At 66.2% G+C, this 21,835-nt stretch carries 18 protein-coding genes; 1 reads left to right on the top strand and 17 read right to left on the bottom strand.

Features of this window, described 5'->3' with window-relative positions:
- Positions 1-10: 10 nt before the first annotated feature.
- From gap to G454_RS17775, 16 genes are all read right to left on the bottom strand, one after another.
- Positions 11-1,042, bottom strand: coding sequence for a type I glyceraldehyde-3-phosphate dehydrogenase (gene gap, locus G454_RS0104800; protein WP_027717683.1), 1,032 nt, complete (start codon positions 1,040-1,042; stop codon positions 11-13).
- A 255-nt stretch (positions 1,043-1,297) separates the two neighbouring features.
- Positions 1,298-2,707, bottom strand: coding sequence for an RNA polymerase factor sigma-54 (rpoN, locus tag G454_RS0104795; RefSeq protein ID WP_027717682.1), 1,410 nt, complete (start codon positions 2,705-2,707; stop codon positions 1,298-1,300).
- 99 nt (positions 2,708-2,806) lie between these two features.
- Positions 2,807-3,442 carry a DUF1405 domain-containing protein gene (locus G454_RS17800; RefSeq protein ID WP_084413269.1) on the bottom strand — a complete coding sequence of 212 codons (636 nt, stop codon included), beginning with the start codon at positions 3,440-3,442 and terminating at the stop codon, positions 2,807-2,809.
- Positions 3,423-3,926, bottom strand: coding sequence for an acyltransferase (locus tag G454_RS22565; RefSeq protein ID WP_027717681.1), 504 nt, complete (start codon positions 3,924-3,926; stop codon positions 3,423-3,425). Before G454_RS22565 ends, G454_RS17800 begins: the two co-directional genes overlap by 20 nt.
- Positions 3,886-4,890, bottom strand: coding sequence for a DNA-binding protein WhiA (gene whiA, locus G454_RS17795; RefSeq protein WP_051275901.1), 1,005 nt, complete (start codon positions 4,888-4,890; stop codon positions 3,886-3,888). The genes G454_RS22565 and whiA overlap by 41 nt, the downstream gene beginning before the upstream one ends.
- A 57-nt stretch (positions 4,891-4,947) precedes the next feature.
- Complete coding sequence (locus G454_RS17790) at positions 4,948-6,255, bottom strand: gluconeogenesis factor YvcK family protein (protein WP_035106963.1); 1,308 nt, start codon at positions 6,253-6,255, stop codon at positions 4,948-4,950.
- 13 nt (positions 6,256-6,268) lie between these two features.
- Positions 6,269-7,126: an RNase adapter RapZ gene (rapZ, locus tag G454_RS0104770; RefSeq protein WP_035106982.1), complete on the bottom strand. Its 858-nt coding sequence runs from the start codon at positions 7,124-7,126 to the stop codon at positions 6,269-6,271.
- A 5-nt stretch (positions 7,127-7,131) separates the two neighbouring features.
- Positions 7,132-8,199 carry a bifunctional phosphoglucose/phosphomannose isomerase gene (locus tag G454_RS0104765; protein WP_245574316.1) on the bottom strand — a complete coding sequence of 356 codons (1,068 nt, stop codon included), beginning with the start codon at positions 8,197-8,199 and terminating at the stop codon, positions 7,132-7,134.
- A 17-nt stretch (positions 8,200-8,216) separates the two neighbouring features.
- Positions 8,217-10,289: an amylo-alpha-1,6-glucosidase gene (locus tag G454_RS0104760; protein WP_245574315.1), complete on the bottom strand. Its 2,073-nt coding sequence runs from the start codon at positions 10,287-10,289 to the stop codon at positions 8,217-8,219.
- Between the two features lie 60 nt (positions 10,290-10,349).
- On the bottom strand, positions 10,350-11,339 hold the full coding sequence (locus G454_RS17785) for an ROK family protein (RefSeq protein ID WP_245574314.1): 990 nt from the start codon (positions 11,337-11,339) through the stop codon (positions 10,350-10,352).
- 1 nt (position 11,340) lies between these two features.
- Complete coding sequence (locus G454_RS0104750) at positions 11,341-12,162, bottom strand: Cof-type HAD-IIB family hydrolase (protein ID WP_035106961.1); 822 nt, start codon at positions 12,160-12,162, stop codon at positions 11,341-11,343.
- Positions 12,113-14,029, bottom strand: coding sequence for an excinuclease ABC subunit UvrC (gene uvrC / locus G454_RS17780; protein WP_051275899.1), 1,917 nt, complete (start codon positions 14,027-14,029; stop codon positions 12,113-12,115). Before uvrC ends, G454_RS0104750 begins: the two co-directional genes overlap by 50 nt.
- A 6-nt stretch (positions 14,030-14,035) precedes the next feature.
- Positions 14,036-16,927 carry an excinuclease ABC subunit UvrA gene (gene uvrA / locus G454_RS0104740; protein ID WP_027717676.1) on the bottom strand — a complete coding sequence of 964 codons (2,892 nt, stop codon included), beginning with the start codon at positions 16,925-16,927 and terminating at the stop codon, positions 14,036-14,038.
- 10 nt (positions 16,928-16,937) lie between these two features.
- Positions 16,938-18,971, bottom strand: a complete 2,034-nt coding sequence (uvrB, locus tag G454_RS0104735) for an excinuclease ABC subunit UvrB (RefSeq protein ID WP_027717675.1) — start codon at positions 18,969-18,971, stop codon at positions 16,938-16,940.
- Between the two features lie 69 nt (positions 18,972-19,040).
- Positions 19,041-19,739 carry a YkgJ family cysteine cluster protein gene (locus G454_RS0104730; protein WP_027717674.1) on the bottom strand — a complete coding sequence of 233 codons (699 nt, stop codon included), beginning with the start codon at positions 19,737-19,739 and terminating at the stop codon, positions 19,041-19,043.
- A 2-nt stretch (positions 19,740-19,741) separates the two neighbouring features.
- Complete coding sequence (locus G454_RS17775; protein WP_211229958.1) at positions 19,742-19,942, bottom strand: nucleotidyltransferase domain-containing protein; 201 nt, start codon at positions 19,940-19,942, stop codon at positions 19,742-19,744.
- A gap of 236 nt (positions 19,943-20,178) precedes the next feature.
- On the opposite strand from G454_RS17775, the gene G454_RS0104720 reads away from it, so the two are divergent.
- Positions 20,179-20,961 carry a DUF169 domain-containing protein gene (locus tag G454_RS0104720; RefSeq protein ID WP_035106959.1) on the top strand — a complete coding sequence of 261 codons (783 nt, stop codon included), beginning with the start codon at positions 20,179-20,181 and terminating at the stop codon, positions 20,959-20,961.
- 44 nt (positions 20,962-21,005) lie between these two features.
- On the opposite strand, the gene G454_RS0104715 is transcribed toward G454_RS0104720, so the two are convergent.
- Positions 21,006-21,560 carry a Uma2 family endonuclease gene (locus G454_RS0104715; protein WP_027717672.1) on the bottom strand — a complete coding sequence of 185 codons (555 nt, stop codon included), beginning with the start codon at positions 21,558-21,560 and terminating at the stop codon, positions 21,006-21,008.
- Positions 21,561-21,835: the final 275 nt, after the last annotated feature.

Here is a 21,835-nt window from a genome sequence, read left to right as displayed (position 1 = left end):
GACCTTAGTTTTACTGCCACCCCTTCCGGGCCATGTAGAGGATGAGGTCCACCACCCGGTTGGAGTAGCCCCACTCGTTGTCGTACCAGGCCACCACCTTCACCATGTTCCCGACGACCATGGTGGAGGGTCCGTCCACAATGGCCGAGTGGGGGTCCCCCACGTAGTCCACCGAGACCAGGGGAAGCTCGCTGTACGCCAGGATGCCCGCCAGCTCCCCCCGGGCGGCCTCTTTAAAGGCCTCGTTTACCTCCTCCACGGTAACCGGGCGGGACAGCTCGGCCACCAGGTCCACCACGCTCACGTTGGGTGTGGGAACCCGCATGGCAAAGCCGTTCAGCCTGCCCTGCAGGTGCGGCAGGACCAGCCCCACGGCCTTGGCCGCCCCGGTGGTGGTGGGGATAATGCTCATGCCGGCGGCCCGGCCCCGCCGGAGGTCGCGGTGGGGCATATCCAGGATCTGCTGGTCGTTGGTGTAGGCGTGTACGGTGGTCATGAGGCCCTTGACGAGGCCGAAGCGCTCGTCCAGCACCTTGGCCACCGGAGCCAGGCAGTTGGTGGTGCAGGAGGCGTTGGAAACCACGTGGTGCACCGCCGGATCGTAGGTGTGCTCGTTCACCCCCATGACCACCGTGAGCACGTCTCCCTTGGCGGGGGCGGTAATGATCACCTTCTTCGCCCCGGCAGAGAGGTGCCGGGAGGCGTCCTCCACGCTCTTCAGCTTGCCCGTGGACTCCACCACCACGTCCACGCCCAGCTCGCCCCAGGGCAGCCTGGCCGGGTCGCCTTCCGCCAGCACGGCAATTTCCCGCCCGTTGACCACCAGGGTCTTATTCCTCCCTAAAACCTCCGCTTCCAGTTTACCGTGCACGGAGTCGTATTTCAAGGCGTAGGCCAGGGCCTGGGCGTAGTCCTCGCCCGCGGGGAGGCGCCGCGACTTGTGATTTACCGCCACCACCTGGATCTCCGGGCGCGCGAGGGCCGCCCTCAGGACCATCCTGCCGATACGGCCAAACCCGTTGATGCCCACCCTTACCGTCATTATTCCCCTTCACTCCTTTCAATAGTATATCTGAATTGGGCATAATCACGGGATTTATGATATTCTTATTCGCCAAATAGATAAATAGTTCCTCCTTTTTCTGGCTAACTGTCTGGACATTTTAGGCAAAAAGAAGAAGCCGGGTGAGGGGCGCAGGCCGGATTCTTGCCGCCCCGCCCGATACTTCAAGCAAAAAAGAAGGCACCGCCTCTAACAGCGGTGCGCTGCCGGTTTCCTCTCCGGGGGCGCCGCTTTTCAGTACCTTTTGCGCTGGCGCACGGAGGGTATGCCCAGCTCGTCCCGGTACTTGGCCACCGTGCGCCTGGAGATGCGTATGCCCCGGCGGTGGAAAATTTCCGCAATCTTCTGGTCATTGAGGGGGTCTTTAGGGTCCTCGGCGGCCACAATCTCCTGCAGCATTTTCTTGATGCTCTCGGCGGAAGCCTGCACCCCCCCGTCGCCGCTGATGCCGGAGGAAAAGAAGTATTTCATCTCAAACACGCCCTGGGGGGTCTGCATGTACTTGTTGGCAATGGCCCTGCTGACCGTCGATTCGTGCAAGCCGACCATTTCCGCCACCTGCTTGAGGTTCAGCGGCTTGAGGTACTTCACGCCGTGGTCCAGGAACTCCCGCTGCAGCTGCACGAGGCAGTTGGCCACGCGGTAAAGGGTGAGCCGGCGCTGCTCCACGCTCTTAATCAGCCAGGCCGCGGCGTTGAGCTTGCGCTCCACAAAGCGGCGCGTCTGCGCGTCGTACTTTTCCTGCTGGCTGATTACCGCGCGGTAGGTGGGGCTGATGGTCAGCCGGGGCAGCAGGCTGTCGTTGATGAGCACCACGTAGTCCCCGTCCACCTTCTCCACCACCACGTCGGGTACGATGTAGCGCACCTCGTTGGGGGTGGAGAAGTTGCGCCCCGGCTTGGGGTCCAGGGTTTTCAGGACGTCCGCCGCCTGCTGCACCTGCTGCACGTCCACGCCCAGCTGCTGGGCCAGGCGGCTGTAACGGCCCCTGGCCAGGTCCTCCAGATGGCCGCAGATGATCTTTTCCAGCAGGGGATTTTTAATACCCAGCTGGTTAACCTGGATCAGCAGGCACTCCTGCAAGTTTCTTGCCCCCACGCCCGGGGGGTCGAAGGACTGGATGAGGCGCAGGGCCTCCTCCACGAGCGGCACCTCCACCCCCAGCCTCCTGGCGGCCTCCTCTACGGTAATCTGGAGGTAGCCGTGATCGTCGAGGTTGCCGATGAGGTACTCGCCGACGGCCCGCACCTCCTGGCTGCACCTGGAGAGGTACAGCTGGAACATCAGGTGCTCCACCAGGGTGGGCGCCTGGCTGAGGAAGTGCTCGTAGTTGTACTCCGGGGGCTCCGGGTCGCGCTCTGCCCGGGGCAGGCCCAGGTCGCTGGAGTCCAGGAAATATTCCTCCCAGTCCGGATCGAACTTGCCCTCGTCCTCTTCCTCGCGCATCCCTTCCCCTTCCACTTCCCCTTCGCCTTCCCCTTCCTCCCTCACTACTTCCAGGAAGGGGTTTTCCGCCAACTGCTGCTCCAGGTAAGTGGAAAGCTCCAGGGAGGAAAGCTGCAGGATGGTAATGGCCTGCCGCAACTCGGGGGTCATCACCAGCTTTTGCGTCTGCTCAACGTTTAAGGTGTATCCCAGGCGCATTTCTTATCTCCTCCACGAAGCCCGCCGCTTCCCTTAAAAGAATATTTTCGCCCGCCGGCGACCTTTTTCCTGCCGCCCCTGCCTTTATACCAAACATATTCAGCCGGCAGCCGCGCCATCACCGCCCGGCGACCTGCCCCGACTCTTGAGCGCGCCGCGCCCGCGGTGCCGCCGCAAGAAAAGCACAAATACAACCGCCAGGCTTAAGGCCCAGGCCGCCGCGGCGGCCGCGCGCTCCTGGCCGGGGGCAAAAAGGTAGGGGTGCAGGCCCCAGAGGTAATCGGCCAGGTCGTTGGCCAGCATCCAGCCTGCCGCCGCCCAAACCGCGGGCAGGGAGTAAGAAAGGGGCCGCCAGAAAAGAACCCCTTGCGCGGCCATGCCCAGGTGGGAGAGCCAGAGCATGACCTCCACCGGGGCAATATCTCCCCCCAGCCACCAGTAGTGGCCGATGACGGCCACCGCCCACAGGCCGTACTTGACGTTGGCCGCGCAGGCCACCACGGCCAGGGCGGTAAACCTCGCCCCTGCCAGGCAGGCCGCCAGGGCCGCGGCAAAAAGGGTGGTGGAAAAGGGGCTGTCGGGAACCAGCGGCCAGGCAAGCAGGGGGGTTTCCGCCAGCTGCCGGTGGTACCACCAGTACCCGTAGGCGGAGCCGGCCAGGTTGACGAACAGGAGGGGCACGGCGTAACGCCTCTGCCAGGGGCGGGAGATGAAATCAGCGAGCAGCTTCCTCATCCAGGACCCTCACCACCCTGGCCGGCACGCCGGCGGCCAGAACACCGGGCGGTATGTCCCGGTTCACCAGGGAGCCGGCGCCGATAACGGCGCCGTCGCCGATGACCACGCCCGGCAGGATGGTTGTGTTGGCCCCCACCATGACGTTGGCGCCAATGACCACCGGCCCCACGCGGTACTCATCCACGAGAAATTCGTGGCAGAGGATGGTGGTATTATATCCTATGACGCTGTTCTCGCCGATGGAGATGAGGTGGGGGAAGAAAATATCCACCATGGCCATGAGCCCCACCGAAACGCCGCTCCCCACCTTCATGCCCAGGCAGGACCTGTAGAGAAGGTTCTTTAAGTCCAGCCAGGGCAGGTACCGGCAGAGCACGATGACGAGAAAATTAAAAGCCACCCGCAGGGGGTGCACCAGCTGCCAGCAGTAGCGCATGGCGTTACGGCCCGGGGGCACCCGGTGCCGCGTTATGCGCCGCATCCTCTTTTCTTCCATCCCTTAGCTCACCCGCCGTCTCCCGGAGTTTTCTGGCCAGCTCGTCCAGCCTGCGCAGGCGGTGGTTTACGGCCGACTTGCTGGCGCGGGGCTCCAGCATCTCCCCCAGCTCCCGCAGGCTGGCATCGGGGTGGCGCAGGCGCGCCTCGGCCACCTGGCGCAGGGCCGGGGGGAGCCTGTCCAGCCCCAGCGCGGCGGCCAGGAAGCGGATGTTCTCCAATTGCCGCAGGGCGGCGTTGACCGTCTTATTCAGGTTGGCCGTCTCGCAGTTCACCAGGCGGTTGACCCGGTTGCGCATGTCCTTGTACACGCGCCGGTTCTCAAACTCCAGCAGGGCCCCGTGGGCCCCCGTGATGCGGAGCAGGTCGGCAATGCTGCCGCCGTCCTTTAAGTAGACCACGTGGCGGCCTTTGCGCCGGCTGATGCCCGCCTTCAGGCCGAAGCGCCGCATGAGGCGGCAGACGCCCCGCGCGTGCGTAAGGTCCCCGGCCACCACTTCCAGGTGGTAGGCCCCGCCGGGATCGCTCACCGAGCCCCCTCCCAGAAAGGCACCCCGGAGGTACGCCCGCCGGCAGCAGTCTCGACGCACCAGCCCCCGGGGGACGCCCTCCGTGAGGTTGCCCCGCCCGTCCACCAGGCCCAGCAGGCTGAGGATTTCCTTTACGCCGCGCGGCGACCGGACCTGGACCTGGTAGCGGTTGTTCTTGCGCAGCGTGCGGTGGCGCAGCACCGCCACCTCGCCGTGCAGCCCGCAGCAATCCTTGAAGAGGGAGAAAAGCTTGCGGGCTACGGCGGCGCTTTCCGTTTCCACCAGGAGCTTTCCCTGCCCGGCCTCCAGGTGCAGGCTGCCGCCGATGCGCACCAGCGCCGCCAGCTCGGCCAGGCGGCAGCACCTCTCTTTTCCCGCCACCCGGGCAAGCTCGTTTTTGGTCAGGGAAGAAAAAGACATGCCGCTCACCGCCCTTAAAACAGCGCCAGCCGCCGGGCACTTCACCCGGCGCGGCGCCTAGAGTCCCCTGCTCGCCTGTGGCAGGGGCAGCGAGTTACCGGAACGCAGGGCCAGCTCCAGCACGAGCCGGGCGAGCCTGTCGGGGTGGTGGCGGACAACGTTCCCCTCGTGGTGCACGAGATCCGCGCCCACCACCTCCACGCCGAGCTGGCGCAGCCTGGGCACGTCCGCCACCACGGGCACCGCCCCCTCCCGGCGGTAGCGGGCCTTTAAGCGGGGCGGGACCTCCCCCTGGTTGACGACGACGATGTCCACCAGCGGACCGGCGTGCGCGAAGATGGCCTGCAGGTGGTCGGCGGCGGTGTAGCCGTCGGTTTCCCCCGGCTGGGTCATGATGTTGCACACGTACACGCGCACCGCGCGGCAGCGGGCCAGCGCCTCGGCAATGCCCCTCACCAGGAGGTTGGGCAGCACGCTGGTGTAGAGGCTGCCCGGCCCCAGCACCACCGCGTCGGCCTCGGCAATGGCCCGCAGCGCTTCAGGCAGGGGGGAGCAGTCGCCGGGGATGAGGAAGACCCTCTTGATCCCCTTCTTGTACCGGGGTATGGCCGACTCCCCGCACACCAGGGTGCCGTCGGCAAGCTCCGCCCCCAGCACCACGTTGTCCAGGGTCACCGGCAGCACCTGGCCCCGCACGGCCAGCACCCTGCTCAGGGCCTGCACGGCCTCCCGGAAGCCCCCCACCATGTCGTTTAAGGCGGCCAGGAGGAGGTTGCCCAGGTTGTGCCCGGCCAGGTCCCCGGCCTTAAAGCGGTACTGCAAAAGCTCCTCCATGAGCGATTCCTTGTCCGCCAGGGCCACCAGGCAGTTGCGGATATCCCCGGGGGGCAGCATCCCCAGCTCTCCCCGCAGCCTCCCGGAACTCCCCCCGTCGTCCGCCACGGTGACAATGGCCGTGATGTTGCTGGTGTAGCGCTTCAGCCCCTTCAAGAGCACCGCCAGGCCCGTCCCCCCGCCGATGACCACAATGCGCGGCCCGCGGCGCAAATACCCCCGGGCGTAGAGGATGTCGGCCAGGTTGCAGGACTTTTCCGGCACCAGCGCGTCCACCACCGAGCGGAAGGCCCGCAGGATGCCGTACACCAGGGCGGGCAGGCCCAGCAGGAGGAAGAGGGTGCCGCCCAGGAAGGCCCGCCCGGGCCCGAAAAGCTCGCGGCACCAGACGCGCAAGACCACCTGGTACTCGAAGGGGAGGAGCTGGCTCAAGAGCCCGATGCCGGCGGCGGCCAGGAGCAGGCCGGCAAAGGCCAGGAGCAGCCAGCGCTTGAAGTTTAACCCGGGGTAGAGCCACTTCAGCCAGCGCACTACCTCTCACCCCTCATTTCCGGCTGATGTCCCGGTGGCGCACGGCCACCCGGTACCCCTGGGCGGCCAGGTGCTCCCCGAGAAGATTGGCCAGCACCACGGAGCGGTGCTGCCCCCCGGTGCAGCCGATGGCAATGGTGAGGGTGGCCTTTCCCTCACGCACGTAGTGGGGGATGAGGTAATCGATGAAGTCCAGGAAGCGCCCCACAAATTCCCGCCCCAGAGGGGCCTGGCAGACGTACTCCTGCACCTGGGGGTCGTTGCCCGTTAAGGGGCGCAAGGCCGGGTCGTAGTGGGGGTTGGGCAAAAAGCGCACGTCAAATACCAGGTCGCTGTCCAGGGGGATGCCGTACTTGTAGCCGAAGGAAACCACGGTCACCCTGAGCGGCGCCCCCACCGCCTGCTCGCCGAACAGGCCAGTTAGTTCTTCTTTTAGCTGTTGAGGGGTCATCTCGGAGGTATCGATGATCTTGTGCGCCCGCCCTTTCAGCTCCCTGAGCCTTTCCCTCTCCCGCTGGATGCTCTGCAGGATCTCGCCGTCCACGCTCAAAGGGTGGGCGCGCCGGGACTCCTTGTACCGGCGCACCAGCGTGGCATCGGACGTCTCCAGAAAGAGGATCTCGTAGCGCAGCCCCTCCTGCTCCAGGTCGGCCAGCACCTCAAAGAGGGCGTCGAAAAACTCCCCTCCCCGGATATCCACCACCACTGCTATTTTATTAATCTCCCGGGAGGACTGTGAACAGAGCTCCAGGAACTTGGGAATGAGCGTGGGGGGGAGGTTGTCCACGCAAAAGAAACCCAGGTCCTCTAAGATGCGCAGGGCCTGGGTTTTACCGGCCCCCGAGAGGCCGGTAACGATAACCAGGCGCATGTTTTTCACTCCCGGGCCAGGCGGGCTTTCAGCTGGTCGATGACCTTCACCGGGCCGGGGTCCACGCCGTAAAGCAGGGCCAGGTAAACGCTGGCATAGTCCCCCACGTAGACCAGGGAGTACATGCGCGCCAGCAGCCCCTGCCCACGCGCCTCCACCTCGGCCATGCCGGCCACCGCCTTTTCCACGATCTCGCGCGTGAGGGCAAACCTCTTCTGCACCCGCGGGTGGTCCTGCGGGTCCCGCAGCATGACCACGTAGAGCTGCGCGAGCAGCTCCGCCGGGTGCTCAAAGCCGACCAGCTCGTTGTGGTTTAGCTCGGGGAAAACGTTCCAGTAAGCCGGGGCCTTGGCATTCTCGTTGATCTGCCCCTTCCACCTCTGGGCCGCCACCTCCGAAGTCCCGCTGGCGCCCCAGATGACGGGGATGCGCCCGTGCATGTTTGCCGCCAGCCTCTTGGCCGGGTTCTCCTCCCGGGGGACCTGCGGCCCCAGCTCCTCCCGCAGGGCGCGCAGCACCTCCACCAGCTCGGCCACCTCGCCCCCCGCGTCCGGCACCAGGCCCATGCGCTGCATCACGGCCAGGGTGGGGAGGAAAAGGTAACCGGTGGCCGCGCGCGGCGCCAGCCCGCCGGGCACCCTGATGAGCGGCACGTTCTCCTGGGAAGCCACCTCCGCCAGCCTGCCGCCGCTGGTCACGGCAACAACGGTGGCCCCCTTCTGCCGCGCCTCGCGGTAGGCGCTCAAGGTCTCCTCGGTATTGCCCGAGTAGCTCACCGCAAAGACGAGGGTGTGCGGGCCGGTAAACGCGGGCAGCACGTAGTCCCGGTTCACCACCACCGGCACAAAAGACGCCTTCGCGGCGTAAACCCGCAGGAAGTCCCCGCCGATGGCCGAGCCGCCCAGGCCGGTGACCAGCACGTGGCGCACCTCCCCCATAAAGGGAACGCCTGCCGCCAGGCCCAGCTCCCAGGCGCGCGCGCACTGCTCGGGCAGCTCCCAGAGGGCCTCCAACATGCCCGTGGTGTCGGCCTCGCGCATGGCCTGCGGGTTATCGAGTATATTCTTTTCCAAGGGTCCCCATCCTCCCTTCACGGCCTCTTTTCCAGCACTTCTTCCACGTAGGCGCGCAGCACTTCCGCCACCCCCCAGGCCTGGGCAATGCACCCCCGAGGGAAAAGTGGCTCGTCGCCGTCAAAGATCTCCCCGATGTAGCCTACCCCGTACTCCCGCAGGTGGTCCGTAAAGGGGGAGAGCAGGCGGGCCGCCTGCAGGCGGCTGGCCGGGGAGTAGTTGTGCACCCGGCGCCAGGCGGTGACAAAAGGCCCGATGAGCCAGCTCCACACCGTCCCCTGGTGGTAGGCGCCGTCCCGCTGCCGGCGGTCGCCGCCGTAAACGCCCCGGTAGGCGGGGTGCGCCGGGGAAAGGGTGCGCAGGCCGTAGGTGGCGTAGAGCTCCTGCCAGACGCGGCGCAGCGCCCGGCGCCCCCTCCACGCGTCCACCATGGAGTAGGGCAGGGAGAGGGCGATGACCTGGTTGGGGCGTAAAGCGCTATCCTTGCCCTGGGGGCCGACGACGTCGTAAAAATAGCCGCCCTCTTCGTACCAGAATTCCCGCAAAAAGCTCTCCTTCTGCCTGGCCATGAGTTCCCCGTAGGGAAATTTTTTGCCGAAGCGCCCGGCCAGCTCCCCCAGCACCCCCAGGGCGTTGTACCACAGGGCGTTCACCTCCACCGCCTTGCCGTGGCGCGGCGTGACCACCCAGCCGTCCACCTTGGCGTCCATCCAGGTAAGCTGCGTCTCGCCGGAGCCGGCGGAGAGCAGGCCGTCCCCGTCCACCTTAATGTCAAAGTGGGTGCCTTCTATGTACCGCCCGGCGATTTCCTCCATCACGGGGAAAAGCTCGCGGCGCACGAACTCCTCGTCCCCGGTGTACCGCAGGTACTTCCACGCCGCCCAGAAAAACCAGAGGGAAGCGTCCACCGTGTTATAGAGTATTTCTTCCCCGTCGGTAAACATATTGGGCAAAAGCCCGTCCTTGGCGTGGCGCGCAAAGGTCAACAGCACGGCGCGGGCGTCGTCAAAGCGGCGGGTGACCAGGGTAAGGCCGGGCAGGGCAATCATGGCGTCGCGGCCCCAGTCGTTGAACCAGTGGTACCCGGCAATAACGGTCTTGCCCCCGGTGGAGCGACGCGCGGCAATGAAGGCGTCGGCCGCCAGCACCAGCCGGCGGGCAAGGGGGCTCTTGTACCCCGCCCGCTCCAGCAGCTCCTGCTGCCGCCGCAGTTCGCACTGCAGGAGGGCCTCTCCCTCCAGGGAAAAGACTTCCTCCACGGTGGCCAGGAAGGTAACGGCCAGCTCTTCCTCCGGCCCGGCCTCCACCACGAAGTCCCCGGGGAGGAAGTGGTCCTCGGCGGCCTCAAAGCCCCGGCGGGCTTCTTCCGCGTAGTAGAGCCCGTAGTACCAGTCGCCGCGCACGGCAAACCTCCCGGCGCTGCAGGCCAGGCGCAGGGGAGGCTCCTCCCCGGAGGGCCTCACCTCCACCACCCCGCGTCCGGCGGGCCGCACGTGAAAGTCCACCTGGCCGCGGCGGGTGGTCCAGTGAAAGTCCCGGCAGTTGACCAGGGGCGTTAAGCGGAGAACTGCCGGGGCGGCCCCGTTGTGCAGGCGGTATAAAACCACCGTGGTGTTTTCCCCGTAAATCATGAACACGGTCTTTCTAAGGGTGATGTCCCCAAAGGAATAGATAAAAGTGGGGAACGGGTTAAAGCGCACCTGCTGCAGGTGGATGTAGCCGCCCTCCGCCGGACCGCCCACCGTCTGGTTGGCCGCCAGGATGTAGGTGCGCTCCGGCGTTTCCACCCTCTCGTCCAGCTTGGCCAGGTACAGGGTGCGCCGCACCGGCGGCAAGAGCGCGGCCACCAGGAGGCCGTGGTACCTGCGGGTATTGGCGCCGATGAGGGTGGAGGAGGCGTAGCCCCCCAGGCCGTTGGTCACCAGCCACTCCCTTTCCGTGCCCCGGGCAAAATCCCGCCAGTAGGCCTTCCCAAAGCGCAAAGGGTACCCCTCCCCCTCGACCGCCCAACGGCAAAGAATCTCGCGCTGCGGGCCGCCTGCCGCCGCACCGCCGGGCGCCGCCACCGCCGCCCCGCGCGCCTGCGGCACGCAAAGGCGCCCCGCGAACGTCCACCCCCAAAGGTGGGCCGTGCATTAGGATAAACGGCATTACGGCTCACTATACGGCGGCTCGCCCCGCGCGCCGCCTGCGGCCAGGGCCAGCGCCCCCAGCACCCCGGAGCGCTCCCCCAGGGCGGCGGGCACGATGCGCGCCGCCCGGCGGCTGGCCTCCAGGGCCCGCCGGGCCAACTCCTCCTCCATGGCCTCCCAGAAGAGCGTGCCCGCCCGCATGGCTCCGCCTCCCAGCACCACCACCGCGGGGTTGAGGAGGTTTAAGATACCGGCCATGCCGATGCCCAAGGCGCGCCCCGCGGCGGCAATGATGGCGCGGGCCTCCTCGTCCCCCGCCGCCGCGGCCCGGGCCACCGCCTCCGAGGTGATGGACGCGGGGTCCCCGCCGGCCGCCTCCAGGATGGCCCGGCCCCGCCCTGCGGCCACCAGCCGGCGGGCCTCCCGGGCCATGGCCGTGCCGGAGGCCAGGGCCTCCAGGCAGCCGTAGCTGCCGCAGCCGCACCGGGGCCCGCGGGGGTCCACCACCAGGTGGCCGACTTCCCCCGCCCCGCCGGTCGCCCCGCGATACAGCCGACCGCCCAGCACCAGCCCGCCGCCCACTCCCGTGCTGACGGTAATGTAGACCATGTGCGCCGCACCGCGCCCGGCGCCGTAGCGGTGCTCCCCCAGGGCGGCCAGGTTGGCGTCGTTGTCCAGGTAAACGGGCACGCCCAGCAGGCGCTCGAGATCTGCTTTTAAGGGGACGTCGCGCCAGCCCAGGTTCGGCGCCTGGTAGACCACGCCGGCGGCCGGGTCAAGGGGCCCTGGGGCGCCCACGCCCAGGGCCAGCGGGGGACCGGGCAGGCCCGCCTCTTCCTGCAGTTGGCCCACGGCGGCGGCCAGGCGGCGGATGACGGCCTCATACCCTTCGCGGGCCGGGGTGGGCACCTTCAGCTCGTTGATGACCCGCCCCTCGAGGTCGGCCAGGGCGGCGTAAATCTTGGTTCCTCCCAGGTCGATGCCGGCCACGTAACCTCCCACCGGCACCTCACCTCACCCCCTCACGGCCCAGGATGAACTTTTCCACCACCCGCGCCACGCCGTCCTCCTCGTGGGAAGCGGTGACGTAATCGGCCGCCGCGCGCACCTGCGGGCGGGCGTTGGCCACGGCCACCCCCAGGCCTGCCCAGGCAATCATCTCCAGGTCGTTTTCGGCATCCCCCACGGCAATGACTTCCTGGGGCGCAAAGCCGTAGTACGCCGCCACGGCGGCCAGGGCCCGGCCCTTGTTGGCCAGGGGGTGGGAAAACTCCAGGAAAAAAGGCTTGGACTTGGTGATGTGCAGGCTGTCCCCGTAAAGCGCCCGCATCTCATGCGCCAGCCGGTCCAGGTCCTCCTCCCGCCCCACGGCCAGCACCTTGGTGGGGTCCTGCCCCCGCGCCCGCAAAAAGGGCACCAGCTCGCCCACCGCCACGGCGCTCACGCGGGAGATGGACTCGTACAGCGCGCTCTCCGGCCCGGTCTTCTCCACGTAAAGGCAGTCGTCCAGGTAGACGTTGACGTGAAACCCCTTCCCTGCCAGCCGCTCCACCACGTCTAAGGCAATTTCCAGGGGCACGGGCCGGTGGACCACCACCTCGCCGGTAACGGCGTGCTTCACCAGGGCCCCCTGGTAGACGATGAGGGGGGCCTCTATGCCCAGCTCCCGCGCAAAGGGCAGGGTGGCCCTGAACATGCGCCCCGTGGCCAGGGTCACCACCACGCCGGCCTCTTTGGCCAGCCAAAGCGCCCGCCGGTTGCCCTCGCTCACGCGCAGGTTTTTATCCAGGAGGGTGTCGTCGAGGTCCACCGCCAGGAGCCTGTAAGCCATCCTCTCCCTCCGCAGGGTGAAAGTACCTGTAAACTTCCTCTGCCGCGCGGCGGTTCATGCCCGGCACGGCGGCCAGCTCTTCCGGCGTGGCCCTGCCGATGGCCTCCAGGGAAGGGAAGGCCTTCAAGAGGGCGCGGCGGCGCGCGGGCCCGATCCCCGGGACCTCCTCCAGCACGGAGCGCAGGGTGCGCTTTTGGCGCAGCTTGCGGTGGTAGGTCACGGCAAAGCGGTGGGCCTCGTCCCTTAGCCGCTGGAGCAGCTTTAAGGCTTCCGAGTCCCGGGGAAGGGAGAGGGGCTCCGCGGCATCCGCCGTGTAAACCAGCTCCTCCCCCTTGGCCAGGGCTACAGCCGGTATGTGCCCGAAGCCCAGCTCTTCCATGGCTTTGCGCGCGCAGGCCAGCTGGCCCCTGCCGCCGTCCACCACCACCAGATCGGGCAGGCGGTAAAACCCGGCTTCCCGGGTGGAGAGCCTGCCGGAGTTGATCAGCTCCCGCTCCTCCAAAAAGCGGGTGAAGCGGCGGGAAACGGCCTCTTCAATGGCCGCGTAATCGTCGTTTTGGGCCGTGCGGATCTTAAACCTCCGGTACTGGTGCGGCGCGGGGCGGCCGTCCTCAAAAACGGCCAGGGAGGCCACCGTCTCCGCGCCCTGGATGTGGGAAACGTCAAAGCACTCCAGGCGGCGCGGCACTCCGGGCAGGCCCAGCTCTTTGGCCAGCTCCTGCAGGGCTTCATCGCTGCGGCGCGAAATTTCCGCCCCGGCGCGGGCCTCCTCCAGGGCCAGGCGGGCGTTCTCGGCGGCCATCTCCACCAGCTCTTTTTTCTTCCCCCGGCGCGGCAGGGATATTTTCACCCGCGAGCCTTTGAGGCGCGAGAGCCACTCCTCCACGGCGGGCAGCTCTTCGGCCTCGGCGTCCGGCAAAAGGATCTCCGCGGGGATGTAGTCGGCCCGCGCGTAGTGCTGCTTGAGGAAGGCCGTGAGGATCTCCGCCTCCCCCGCCCCTTCGGTCCTCTCCAGGAAGAACTGGTCCTTTCCCAGGAGCTTGCCGTGGCGCACGAAGAGGACCAGCACCAGGGAAAGCCCTTCCCCCCGGGCGCAGGCCAGAACGTCCAGGTCGCCGGCGTCGGTAAAGAGCACCTTCTGGCCTTCCAGCACCCTCTTGACGGCGGCAATCTGGTCCCGCAACTCTGCCGCCCGCTCAAACTCCAGCTTCCGGGAGGCTTCCTTCATGCGCCGGGTAAGCTCCTTTACCAGATCCTCCTGCCTGCCCTCTAAAAAGAGGCACACCTGGTGGATGACGGCGCGGTACTCCTCCCTGCTTATCAGCCCGGCGCAGGGCGCCGGGCAGCGCTTAATGTGGTAGTTGAGGCAGGGGCGGCCCTTGGCCGGCCTGCCCTCCTCCAGCTTCTGCCCGCAGGTGCGAAAGGGAAAAAGCCGGCGCAGCACGTCCAGGGTCTCCCGCACGGCCCCCGCCTCGGTGTAGGGGCCGAAGTAGCGGGAGCCGTCCCTTACCACGCGGCGGGTGATGAAAACCCGGGGGAAGTCCTCGGCCAGGGTTACCTTCAAGTAGGGGTAGCTCTTGTCGTCCCGCAGGTAGACGTTGTAGCGCGGGCGGTGCTCCTTGATGAGGTTTGACTCCAGGAGCAGGGCCTCCACCTCGTTGTCGGTGACGATGTACTCCAAATCCGCCGCCCGGCGGACCAGCGCCCGCACCTTGGGGTTTGCGCCGGCGCTGGCCTGGAAATAGGAGCGCACGCGGTTCTTTAAGGAAGAGGCCTTGCCCACGTAAATTACTTCTCCGTTTTCGTCCCGGAAGATGTAGACGCCCGGCCTGTCGGGCAGGGAGGAAAGCTTATCACCAACCCCCACGCGCCCTCACCTCGCCAGAACACCCCCCGCGGCCCGGGAGAGCCCCGCCTCCTCCGGCACTTCCGTGAAGCGCTCGCAGCGCGGTGCGTTGGCCAGCACCCGCGCCAGAAACTGGCCGGTGTAGGAGGCGTGTACTGCGGCCACTTCCTCGGGGGTGCCGCAGGCTACCACCTGCCCGCCGCCGTCACCCCCTTCGGGGCCGAGGTCGATGATGTAGTCGGCGGTTTTGATGACGTCCAGGTTGTGCTCGATGACCACCACCGTGTTGCCGCCGTCCACCAGGCGGTGGAGCACGAGAAGGAGCCGGTGCACGTCGGCCATGTGCAGGCCGGTGGTGGGCTCGTCCAGGATGTAAAGGGTGCGCCCGTTGGAGCGGCGGGAAAGCTCGGTGGCCAGCTTGACCCGCTGGGCCTCACCGCCGGAGAGCTCCGGGGCGGGCTGGCCCAGGCGAATGTAGCCCAGACCCACGTCCTGCAGGGTTTTCAGCCGCCGGTATATCCTGGGTATGTGGCGGAAAAACTCCACCGCCTGGTCCACGGTCATGTCCAGCACGTCGGCAATGCTCTTGCCCTTGTACTTGACCTCCAGGGTTTCCCGGTTGTAGCGCCGCCCCTTGCACACCTCGCAGGGCACGTAGACGTCCGGCAGGAAGTGCATCTCGATCTTGATGATGCCGTCCCCCGCGCAGGCCTCGCAGCGCCCGCCTTTGACGTTAAAGCTGAAGCGCCCGGGGCGGTAGCCCCGCACGCGGGACTCGGGCAGGGAGGCAAAGAGGTCCCGGATGTCGTCAAAAACCCCCGTGTAGGTGGCCGGGTTGGAGCGGGGGGTGCGGCCGATGGGCGACTGGTCCACGTTGATGACCTTGTCCAGGTGCTCGAGGCCCCGGATCTCCCGGCAGGCCCCCGGCTGCACGCGGCTGCCGTGCAGCTCCCGCGCCAGGTACTTGTAGAGGATCTCGTTGACCAGCGTGCTCTTGCCCGAACCGGAAACGCCCGTCACGCAGACGAACACGCCCAGCGGGAAGGCCACGTCGATGTTCTTCAAATTGTGCTCTGAAGCCCCCAGCACCTCTAGAAATTTGCCCTGCGGGCGGCGGCGCACCGCCGGCACGGGGATAAATTTTTGGCCGCTCAGGTACTGCCCGGTAACGGACTCCGGGCAGCGGACGATGTCCTCCAGCCTACCCTGGGCCACCACCCTGCCGCCGTGCTCCCCGGCCCCCGGGCCGATGTCGATGATGTGGTCGGCCGTGCGGATGGTTTCCTCGTCGTGCTCCACCACGATGACCGTGTTGCCCAGGTCCCTTAAGCGCAGCAGGGTATCCAGGAGGCGCCGGTTGTCCCGCTGGTGCAGGCCGATGCTGGGCTCGTCCAGGATGTAGAGCACGCCGGTGAGCCCGCTGCCGATCTGGGTGGCCAGGCGGATGCGCTGGGCCTCCCCGCCGGAAAGGGTGCTGGCCGGGCGGTCCAGGGTGAGGTAATCGAGGCCCACGTTGGCTAAAAAGCCCAGCCGGGCGTTGATCTCTTTGAGGACCTGCCGGGCGATGAGCTCCTCCCGCGGGGTAAGCTCGAGGCGCGCGAAAAACTCCTGCGCCTTTTTCACCGTCAGGCGGGTGACCTCGACGATGGAAAGCCCCCCCACCTTCACCGCCAGGGCCTCCGGCCTGAGCCGCGCCCCGCCGCAGGCCGGGCAGGGCCGGTCGCTCATGACACGCTCGATCTCCTCCTTGATGTACGGCGAAGAGGTTTCCCGGTAGCGGCGGGCCAGGTTGTTGATGACCCCTTCAAAGGTGGCCAGGTACTGGTGGCGGCGCCCCAGGGCGTCCCGGTAAACCACGCGGATCTTCTCCGTGCCCGTGCCGTAGAGGATCTTGTCCAGCTGCTCCTTGCTCAGCTCGGCCACCGGCGTGTCCAGGGAAAAGCCGTACCTCTCGGCCAGCCCCTCAAGGCAGGCGTAGGCGTTGGTGCCCTTGAACCACCCCTCGATGGCCCCTTGGGCCAGGGACTTCCGCTTGTCGGGGATGACCAGGTCGGGGTCGATCTCCCTCTTTACCCCCAGGCCGGTACAGGCCGGGCAGGCGCCAAAGGGGCTGTTAAAGGAAAACAGCCGGGGGGCAATTTCCGGCAGGCTCACGCCGCAGTCGGGGCAGGCAAGGTTCTCGTTGAAGAGCAGCTCGCCGCCCCCGTCCACCACCACCATGGCCACCCCGGCGGCCAGGGCCAGGGCCGTCTCCAGGGAGTCGGCCAGGCGCCCCTCAATGCCGGGGCGCATGACGATGCGGTCCACCACCACCTCGATGCTGTGCTTCTTGTTCTTGTCCAGCCTGATCCCCTCGGCGAGGTCCCTCACCTCGCCGTTCACCCGCACGCGGCTGAAACCGTTTCTCTTTATTTCCTCCAGCAGCTTCTGGTGCTCGCCCTTTTTGCCCCGCACCACGGGGGCCAGGATCTGGATGCGCGTGCCTTCGGCAAGGGTCACCAGCTGGTCCACCATTTGCTCCACCGTCTGGCGGGATATCGGCCGGCCGCAGGAAGGGCAGTGGGGCCGCCCCACGCGGGCAAAAAGCAGGCGGAGGTAGTCGTAGATCTCCGTCACCGTGCCCACGGTGGAGCGGGGGTTGTGGCTGGTGGTCTTCTGGTCGATGGAAATGGCCGGGGAAAGCCCCTCAATGTAGTCCACGTCGGGCTTATCCATCTGCCCCAGGAACTGCCTGGCGTAGGCCGAAAGGGACTCCACGTAGCGGCGCTGCCCTTCGGCGTAAATGGTGTCAAAGGCCAGGGAGGACTTGCCCGACCCGGAAAGGCCGGTCAGCACCACCAGCTTGCCGCGGGGTATCTCCACGTCGATGTTTTTTAAGTTGTGCACGCGGGCGCCTTTAACGACGATCTTATCGGCCATGAGGGGAACCTCACTCCCCGACAACTTCCCCCAGGGGCACCAGGCGGCGGTCCAGGCCCCGTAATTCCAGGCGCAGCTCGATGATCAGGTCCCGCAGCTCCGCCGCCCTTTCGAACTCCAGGTGTCGCGCCGCCTCGCGCATCTCCTTCTCCAGGCGGGCAATGGTCTGGCGGAGCTCTTTTTTGCTCATGCGGCGGCGCTCCCTGCCTTGAGCCCGGTAGACCGCCCTGGCCTCCGCCGCCTTGGTGGCCTCGATGACGTCCCGGATGCCCTTTTCCACCGTGCGCGGCACGATGCCGTGCTTTGCGTTGTACTCCATCTGTATTTTGCGCCGCCGCTCCGTTTCCGCAATGGCCCTGGCCATGGACTCGGTGATGCGGTCGGCGTACAAAATGACCTTGCCCTCCACGTTGCGGGCGGCCCGCCCGATGGTCTGGATGAGTGAGCGCTCGGAGCGCAGGTAGCCCTCCTTGTCCGCATCCAGGATGGCCACCAGGCTCACCTCGGGCAGGTCCAAGCCCTCCCGCAGGAGGTTGATGCCTACCAGCACGTCGAAAACGCCCAGGCGCAGGTCGCGCAGGATCTCCATGCGCTCTAAGGCGTTGATTTCCGCGTGCATGTAGCGCACCCTCACGCCGAACTCCCGCAGGTAGTCGGTGAGGTCCTCGGCCATCTTCTTGGTGAGGGTGGTGATGAGCACCCGCTGGTTCTTGGCCACCCTCTGGCGGATTTCCGCCAGCAGGTCGTCCATCTGCCCGCGGGTGGGGCGCACGACAACTTCCGGGTCCACCAGGCCCGTGGGCCGGATGATCTGCTCCACCACTTGGGAGCTGTGGGCCAGCTCAAAGGGCCCCGGGGTGGCGGAGACGAAGATTACCTGGTTTATCTTGCTCAAAAACTCCTCGAACTTCAGCGGGCGGTTGTCAAAGGCCGAGGGCAGGCGGAAGCCGTACTCCACCAGGGCCGTTTTGCGCGAGCGGTCCCCCTCGTACATCCCCCGGATCTGGGGAATGGCCACGTGGGACTCGTCAATGAAGAGGAGGAAATCCTCGGGAAAGTAGTCCAGCAGGGTGTAGGGCGGCTCGCCGGGGGCGCGCCCGGTGAGGTGGCGGGAGTAGTTCTCGATGCCCTTGCAGTAGCCCACCTCCCGCATCATCTCGATGTCGTACCGCGTGCGCTGCTCCAGGCGCTGGGCCTCCAGGAGCTTCCCCTGGGCCAAAAGTTCCGCCAGCCTCTGCTCCAGCTCGGCCTCGATGGAGGCAATGGCCCTCTCCAGCCGGGGCCTCGACACGGCGTAGTGGCTGGCGGGAAAGATGGACACGTGCCGCCGCTCGCCCAGCACCTCCCCGGTGAGCACGTCAAACTCCACAATGCGCTCGATCTCGTCCCCGCAAAACTCGATGCGGACGGCCCTTTCGGTAAAGGAAGCGGGGTAGACCTCCACCACGTCCCCCCGCACCCGGAACTTGCCGCGGGTGAAGTTGATGTCGTTGCGCTCGTACTGAATGGCCACCAGCCGGCGCAGCACCTCGTCCCGGTCGTAAACGCCTCCCCGGCGCAGGGAGACCACCTGGGTGCGGTACTCCTCCGGGTCCCCCAGGCCGTAGATGCAGGAAACGCTGGCCACGATGATCACGTCCCGCCGCTCGAGGAGCGCGCAGGTGGCCGAGTGGCGCAGCTTGTCGATCTCGTCGTTAATGGAGGAGTCCTTTTCAATGTAGGTGTCCGTCTCCGGGATGTAGGCCTCGGGCTGGTAGTAGTCGTAGTAGCTGATAAAATATTCCACGGCGTTTTCCGGGAAAAACTCCCGGAACTCGCTGCAGAGCTGCGCGGCCAGGGCCTTGTTGGGCGCAATGACCAGGGTGGGCCGCTGCACCGCCTGGATGACCTGGGCCATGGTATAGGTTTTCCCGGAGCCGGTCACCCCCAGCAGGGTCTGCATGCGGTAGCCCTTTTGGAGACCTTCCACCAGCTGGGCAATGGCCTTGGGCTGGTCGCCCCGGGGTTCAAAGTCGGATTTCAGCTTGAATGCTCCTGCCTTCAACGCTGCCTCCCCTCCTCCCCGTCCGGCCACGGCTGCCCCTGGTAAGGAGACCTCGCTTCCTTTTAGATTCTATTTCCCTTTGCGGCGACTGTCAATTAAATCGCGCCACAGGCCCGGGGGCAGGAGGTCCCTTAAAAGGACCTCGCCGAAGCGCTCCCGGCCCCGGAAAGGCCCGGGGTCGTAGTCCTCGGGGCGCGGGCAGGGGCGGCGGGACTCGTGCATCACCGGCAGGCGGCCCAGGCGGCGGCTTTCCAGGAGCATACGGCGCACCAGCTCGTCCATGCCGGCGTTAACCACCCGGCTACGCACCCTTGCCGCCCGGCGGGAGGGCCGCCGGCACAGGTAGGTCTGGCAGACCAGGGGCCGGCGGGCGTAAAGGGCGCAGCGGCCCCTCCCGGCGTCCAGGAAAAGGCAGGAGCCGTCGTGTTTACGGGCCAGGCTCACGTCCACCACCGGGCCGTCCACCACCACATGGGCAAACCTCTCCAGGAAGGCCAGCAGCGGGGAGGGGGCACCGGCCAGTTGCTCCCTGATGCTCTCTTCCGCCAGGTAGGCCGCCACGTCGGGGTAGGTGAGGGGGACGCGCTCCCAGCAGCAGGCGGTGCAGGGGCGGCCCGGCCCGCCGGAGCAGAGGCGACCCCCGTACTCCTCGGCAATAAAGCGGTTGACGGCTTCCAGGTAGTCCTGCACGGTGGCCTCCGGAGCCAGGACCTCCAGGTCGTAGCCCGGCCTGCCGCCGACCGCGCAGGGAAAGGCGCGCACCTTCACGTTCAGCCACCCAGGTAAATTTTTTCCCTAATCTTCTCCTCGAGATGCCAATCTGCCGAATTCTTCACCAGAACCAGCAAGTCGTAGTCGGAATGGGGATCGGCGTCGTCCCGCGCCCTCGAACCGTATAGAATTACTTTGGCCTCAGGAACAACTTCCCTGATCAAGTCTCGGCATCGCTGTAAAATATTACCTTCGAACACCTTTCCAGTCATCTCATCACCTTCTAAAACAGAGAGTTCTCAACATCAATTGATACCACGTATTTTATACCAACTTGATATGCAAGTTAATCATCTTGCCGAAGAATTTTTTCTCGCGTTTATGAGCTTCTCCATCTTTCCTTTTACCAATAAATCTTGCCGCCGCGGGAGGAATGCCCGCGGGAGAAGAGAACTTTATATAAAATTCACAAATTTCTCGCGGGAGGGAAAAGAGTATGGCCCTTGACCCCCAGACCGCATCGGCCAGGCTGGAGGAGTACCTGCGGCCCGCCACCTTCCCGGTGGCCGTTAAGCTTTCCGGCGAGGAGGACCTGCCGCCCAAGGCGCGGCGCCCCGTCGCCGCCCTGGGCCACCCCCTGTGCATCTGCCAGGGCATCTCCCTTGCCCGCTACCTGGGCTGGACGATGGGCTTTTTAAAGGAAGACCACGCCTGCGCCCCCTCGCTGGTGGTGCTGGGGCTGGCGGAGGAGCCGCCGGATCTGAAAATGAGCGCGGTGGTCCAGCCGCTCTACGGCGAGACGGCAGAGGCCTGCGAACTCACCCACCGGCACATGGCCCGCCTGCCCCTGGGCAAAATAAAAAGCGTCTGGCTGGCGCCGCTGGGCCGCGCCGCCTTTGAGCCTGACGTGGTGCTCGTTTACGGCAGCCCGGCCCAGGTGGCCCGCCTCATCCACAGCGCCCTCTATAAAAAAGGCGGGGCCATCACCTCCACCTTCATCGGGCGCAACTCCTGCGCCGCCGCGCTGGCCGCCCCGTACCTGCAGCAGCAGTGCCAGGTGGTGGTCCCCGGCTCCGGGGAGAGGATTTTTGCCCATACCCAGGATCACGAAATGTGCTTTGCCTTTCCCTGGAGCCTGGCGGAAGAGGTGCTCTACGGCCTGGAGGCCACCCACCGGGCAGGCGCCATGCGCTTCCCCACGCCTTTCCTGGGAATGCGCCAAAGGCCCCTCTTCCCGCCCTCCTACCACCCCCTGGAGGAGCGCTTCGGCCTGCGGTAAAAAAGCGAGGGGGCCCCCTCCCCCCTCGCTTTTTGAGCGGTTCCTTAAAAGACCTCGTCCAGGCTAACCTCCAGGCCGGGCAGGACCCCGGATAAAAGCTTCCTTCCCTCACCCCTGGCATACACCGCAGGGGACGCGTCCTCGCACGCCTCCAGGTCGAACACCTCCACCACCTGGGCCGCCACGTCCACCAGCCAGAGTTCCCGCACCCCGCTCTTGGCATAAAGTTTCTTTTTGAGGGTGCGGTCCCTTTCGGCCGTGGGAGGGGAAAGCACCTCCACCACCAGGTCGGGCGGCCCCTTAATGTTCTCTTCATCTATCAGGTGAAGGCGTTCCCGGGAAATGAACATTATATCGGGCTGCACCACGTCGTGAGGGGAGAGCACCACATCCAGGGGGGCCAAAAACACCTCTCCCAGCTTCCGCTCCTTTACAAAGCGCCGCAGGATGTCCTCGATATTGGCGGCCACCCGCTGGTGAAAGACGCTGGGCGAAGGTACCAAATAGAAGTCCCCCCCGATCAGCTCCACCCTTTTTTCCTCCGGAAGCAGGCAGTAGTCCTCGTAGGTAAACTTAATCTGCGGCCTGGCCCAAGCCATTTCCTGCACCCCTGGCTAGATTATACGCCGCAGGCACGGCACCAATCAACTGCCGCCGCACCCACAAGCCCCTATATACCGTACCGCGGCTCTAACCCCCGTCCGTGCGGGCGCCGCCCGCCCCGGCGGCCCCTCCCTCCGTGGTGCTCCCGATCCTCTCGATCTCGCCGGGCACCTCCACCTCCGGCACCCTGCCTTCCCGGGTGGTAATGCGCAGGATGGTGCGGGCAATTTCATTTGACGCGGCACTATCGTATGTGCTATCATAACAGCGG

The organism is Desulfovirgula thermocuniculi DSM 16036, from assembly GCF_000429345.1.
Classification (GTDB): domain Bacteria; phylum Bacillota; class Desulfotomaculia; order Desulfotomaculales; family Desulfovirgulaceae; genus Desulfovirgula; species Desulfovirgula thermocuniculi.
Note: the sequence above shows the minus strand (reverse complement) of the source record. Positions and strands in the feature narration are given on the sequence as shown.

Coding starts and splice junctions, on each gene's coding strand:
- whiA (WP_051275901.1), bottom strand. CDS start 4,890: ATGTCTTTTTCTTCCCTGACCAAAAACGAGCTTGCCCGGGTGGCGGGA.
- G454_RS17800 (WP_084413269.1), bottom strand. CDS start 3,442: ATGAGGAAGCTGCTCGCTGATTTCATCTCCCGCCCCTGGCAGAGGCGT.
- gap (WP_027717683.1), bottom strand. CDS start 1,042: ATGACGGTAAGGGTGGGCATCAACGGGTTTGGCCGTATCGGCAGGATG.
- G454_RS0104715 (WP_027717672.1), bottom strand. CDS start 21,560: ATGGCTTGGGCCAGGCCGCAGATTAAGTTTACCTACGAGGACTACTGC.
- rapZ (WP_035106982.1), bottom strand. CDS start 7,126: ATGCGCCTGGTTATCGTTACCGGCCTCTCGGGGGCCGGTAAAACCCAG.
- G454_RS22565 (WP_027717681.1), bottom strand. CDS start 3,926: ATGCGGCGCATAACGCGGCACCGGGTGCCCCCGGGCCGTAACGCCATG.
- G454_RS0104720 (WP_035106959.1), top strand. CDS start 20,179: ATGGCCCTTGACCCCCAGACCGCATCGGCCAGGCTGGAGGAGTACCTG.
- rpoN (WP_027717682.1), bottom strand. CDS start 2,707: ATGCGCCTGGGATACACCTTAAACGTTGAGCAGACGCAAAAGCTGGTG.
- G454_RS0104750 (WP_035106961.1), bottom strand. CDS start 12,162: ATGGCTTACAGGCTCCTGGCGGTGGACCTCGACGACACCCTCCTGGAT.
- uvrA (WP_027717676.1), bottom strand. CDS start 16,927: ATGGCCGATAAGATCGTCGTTAAAGGCGCCCGCGTGCACAACTTAAAA.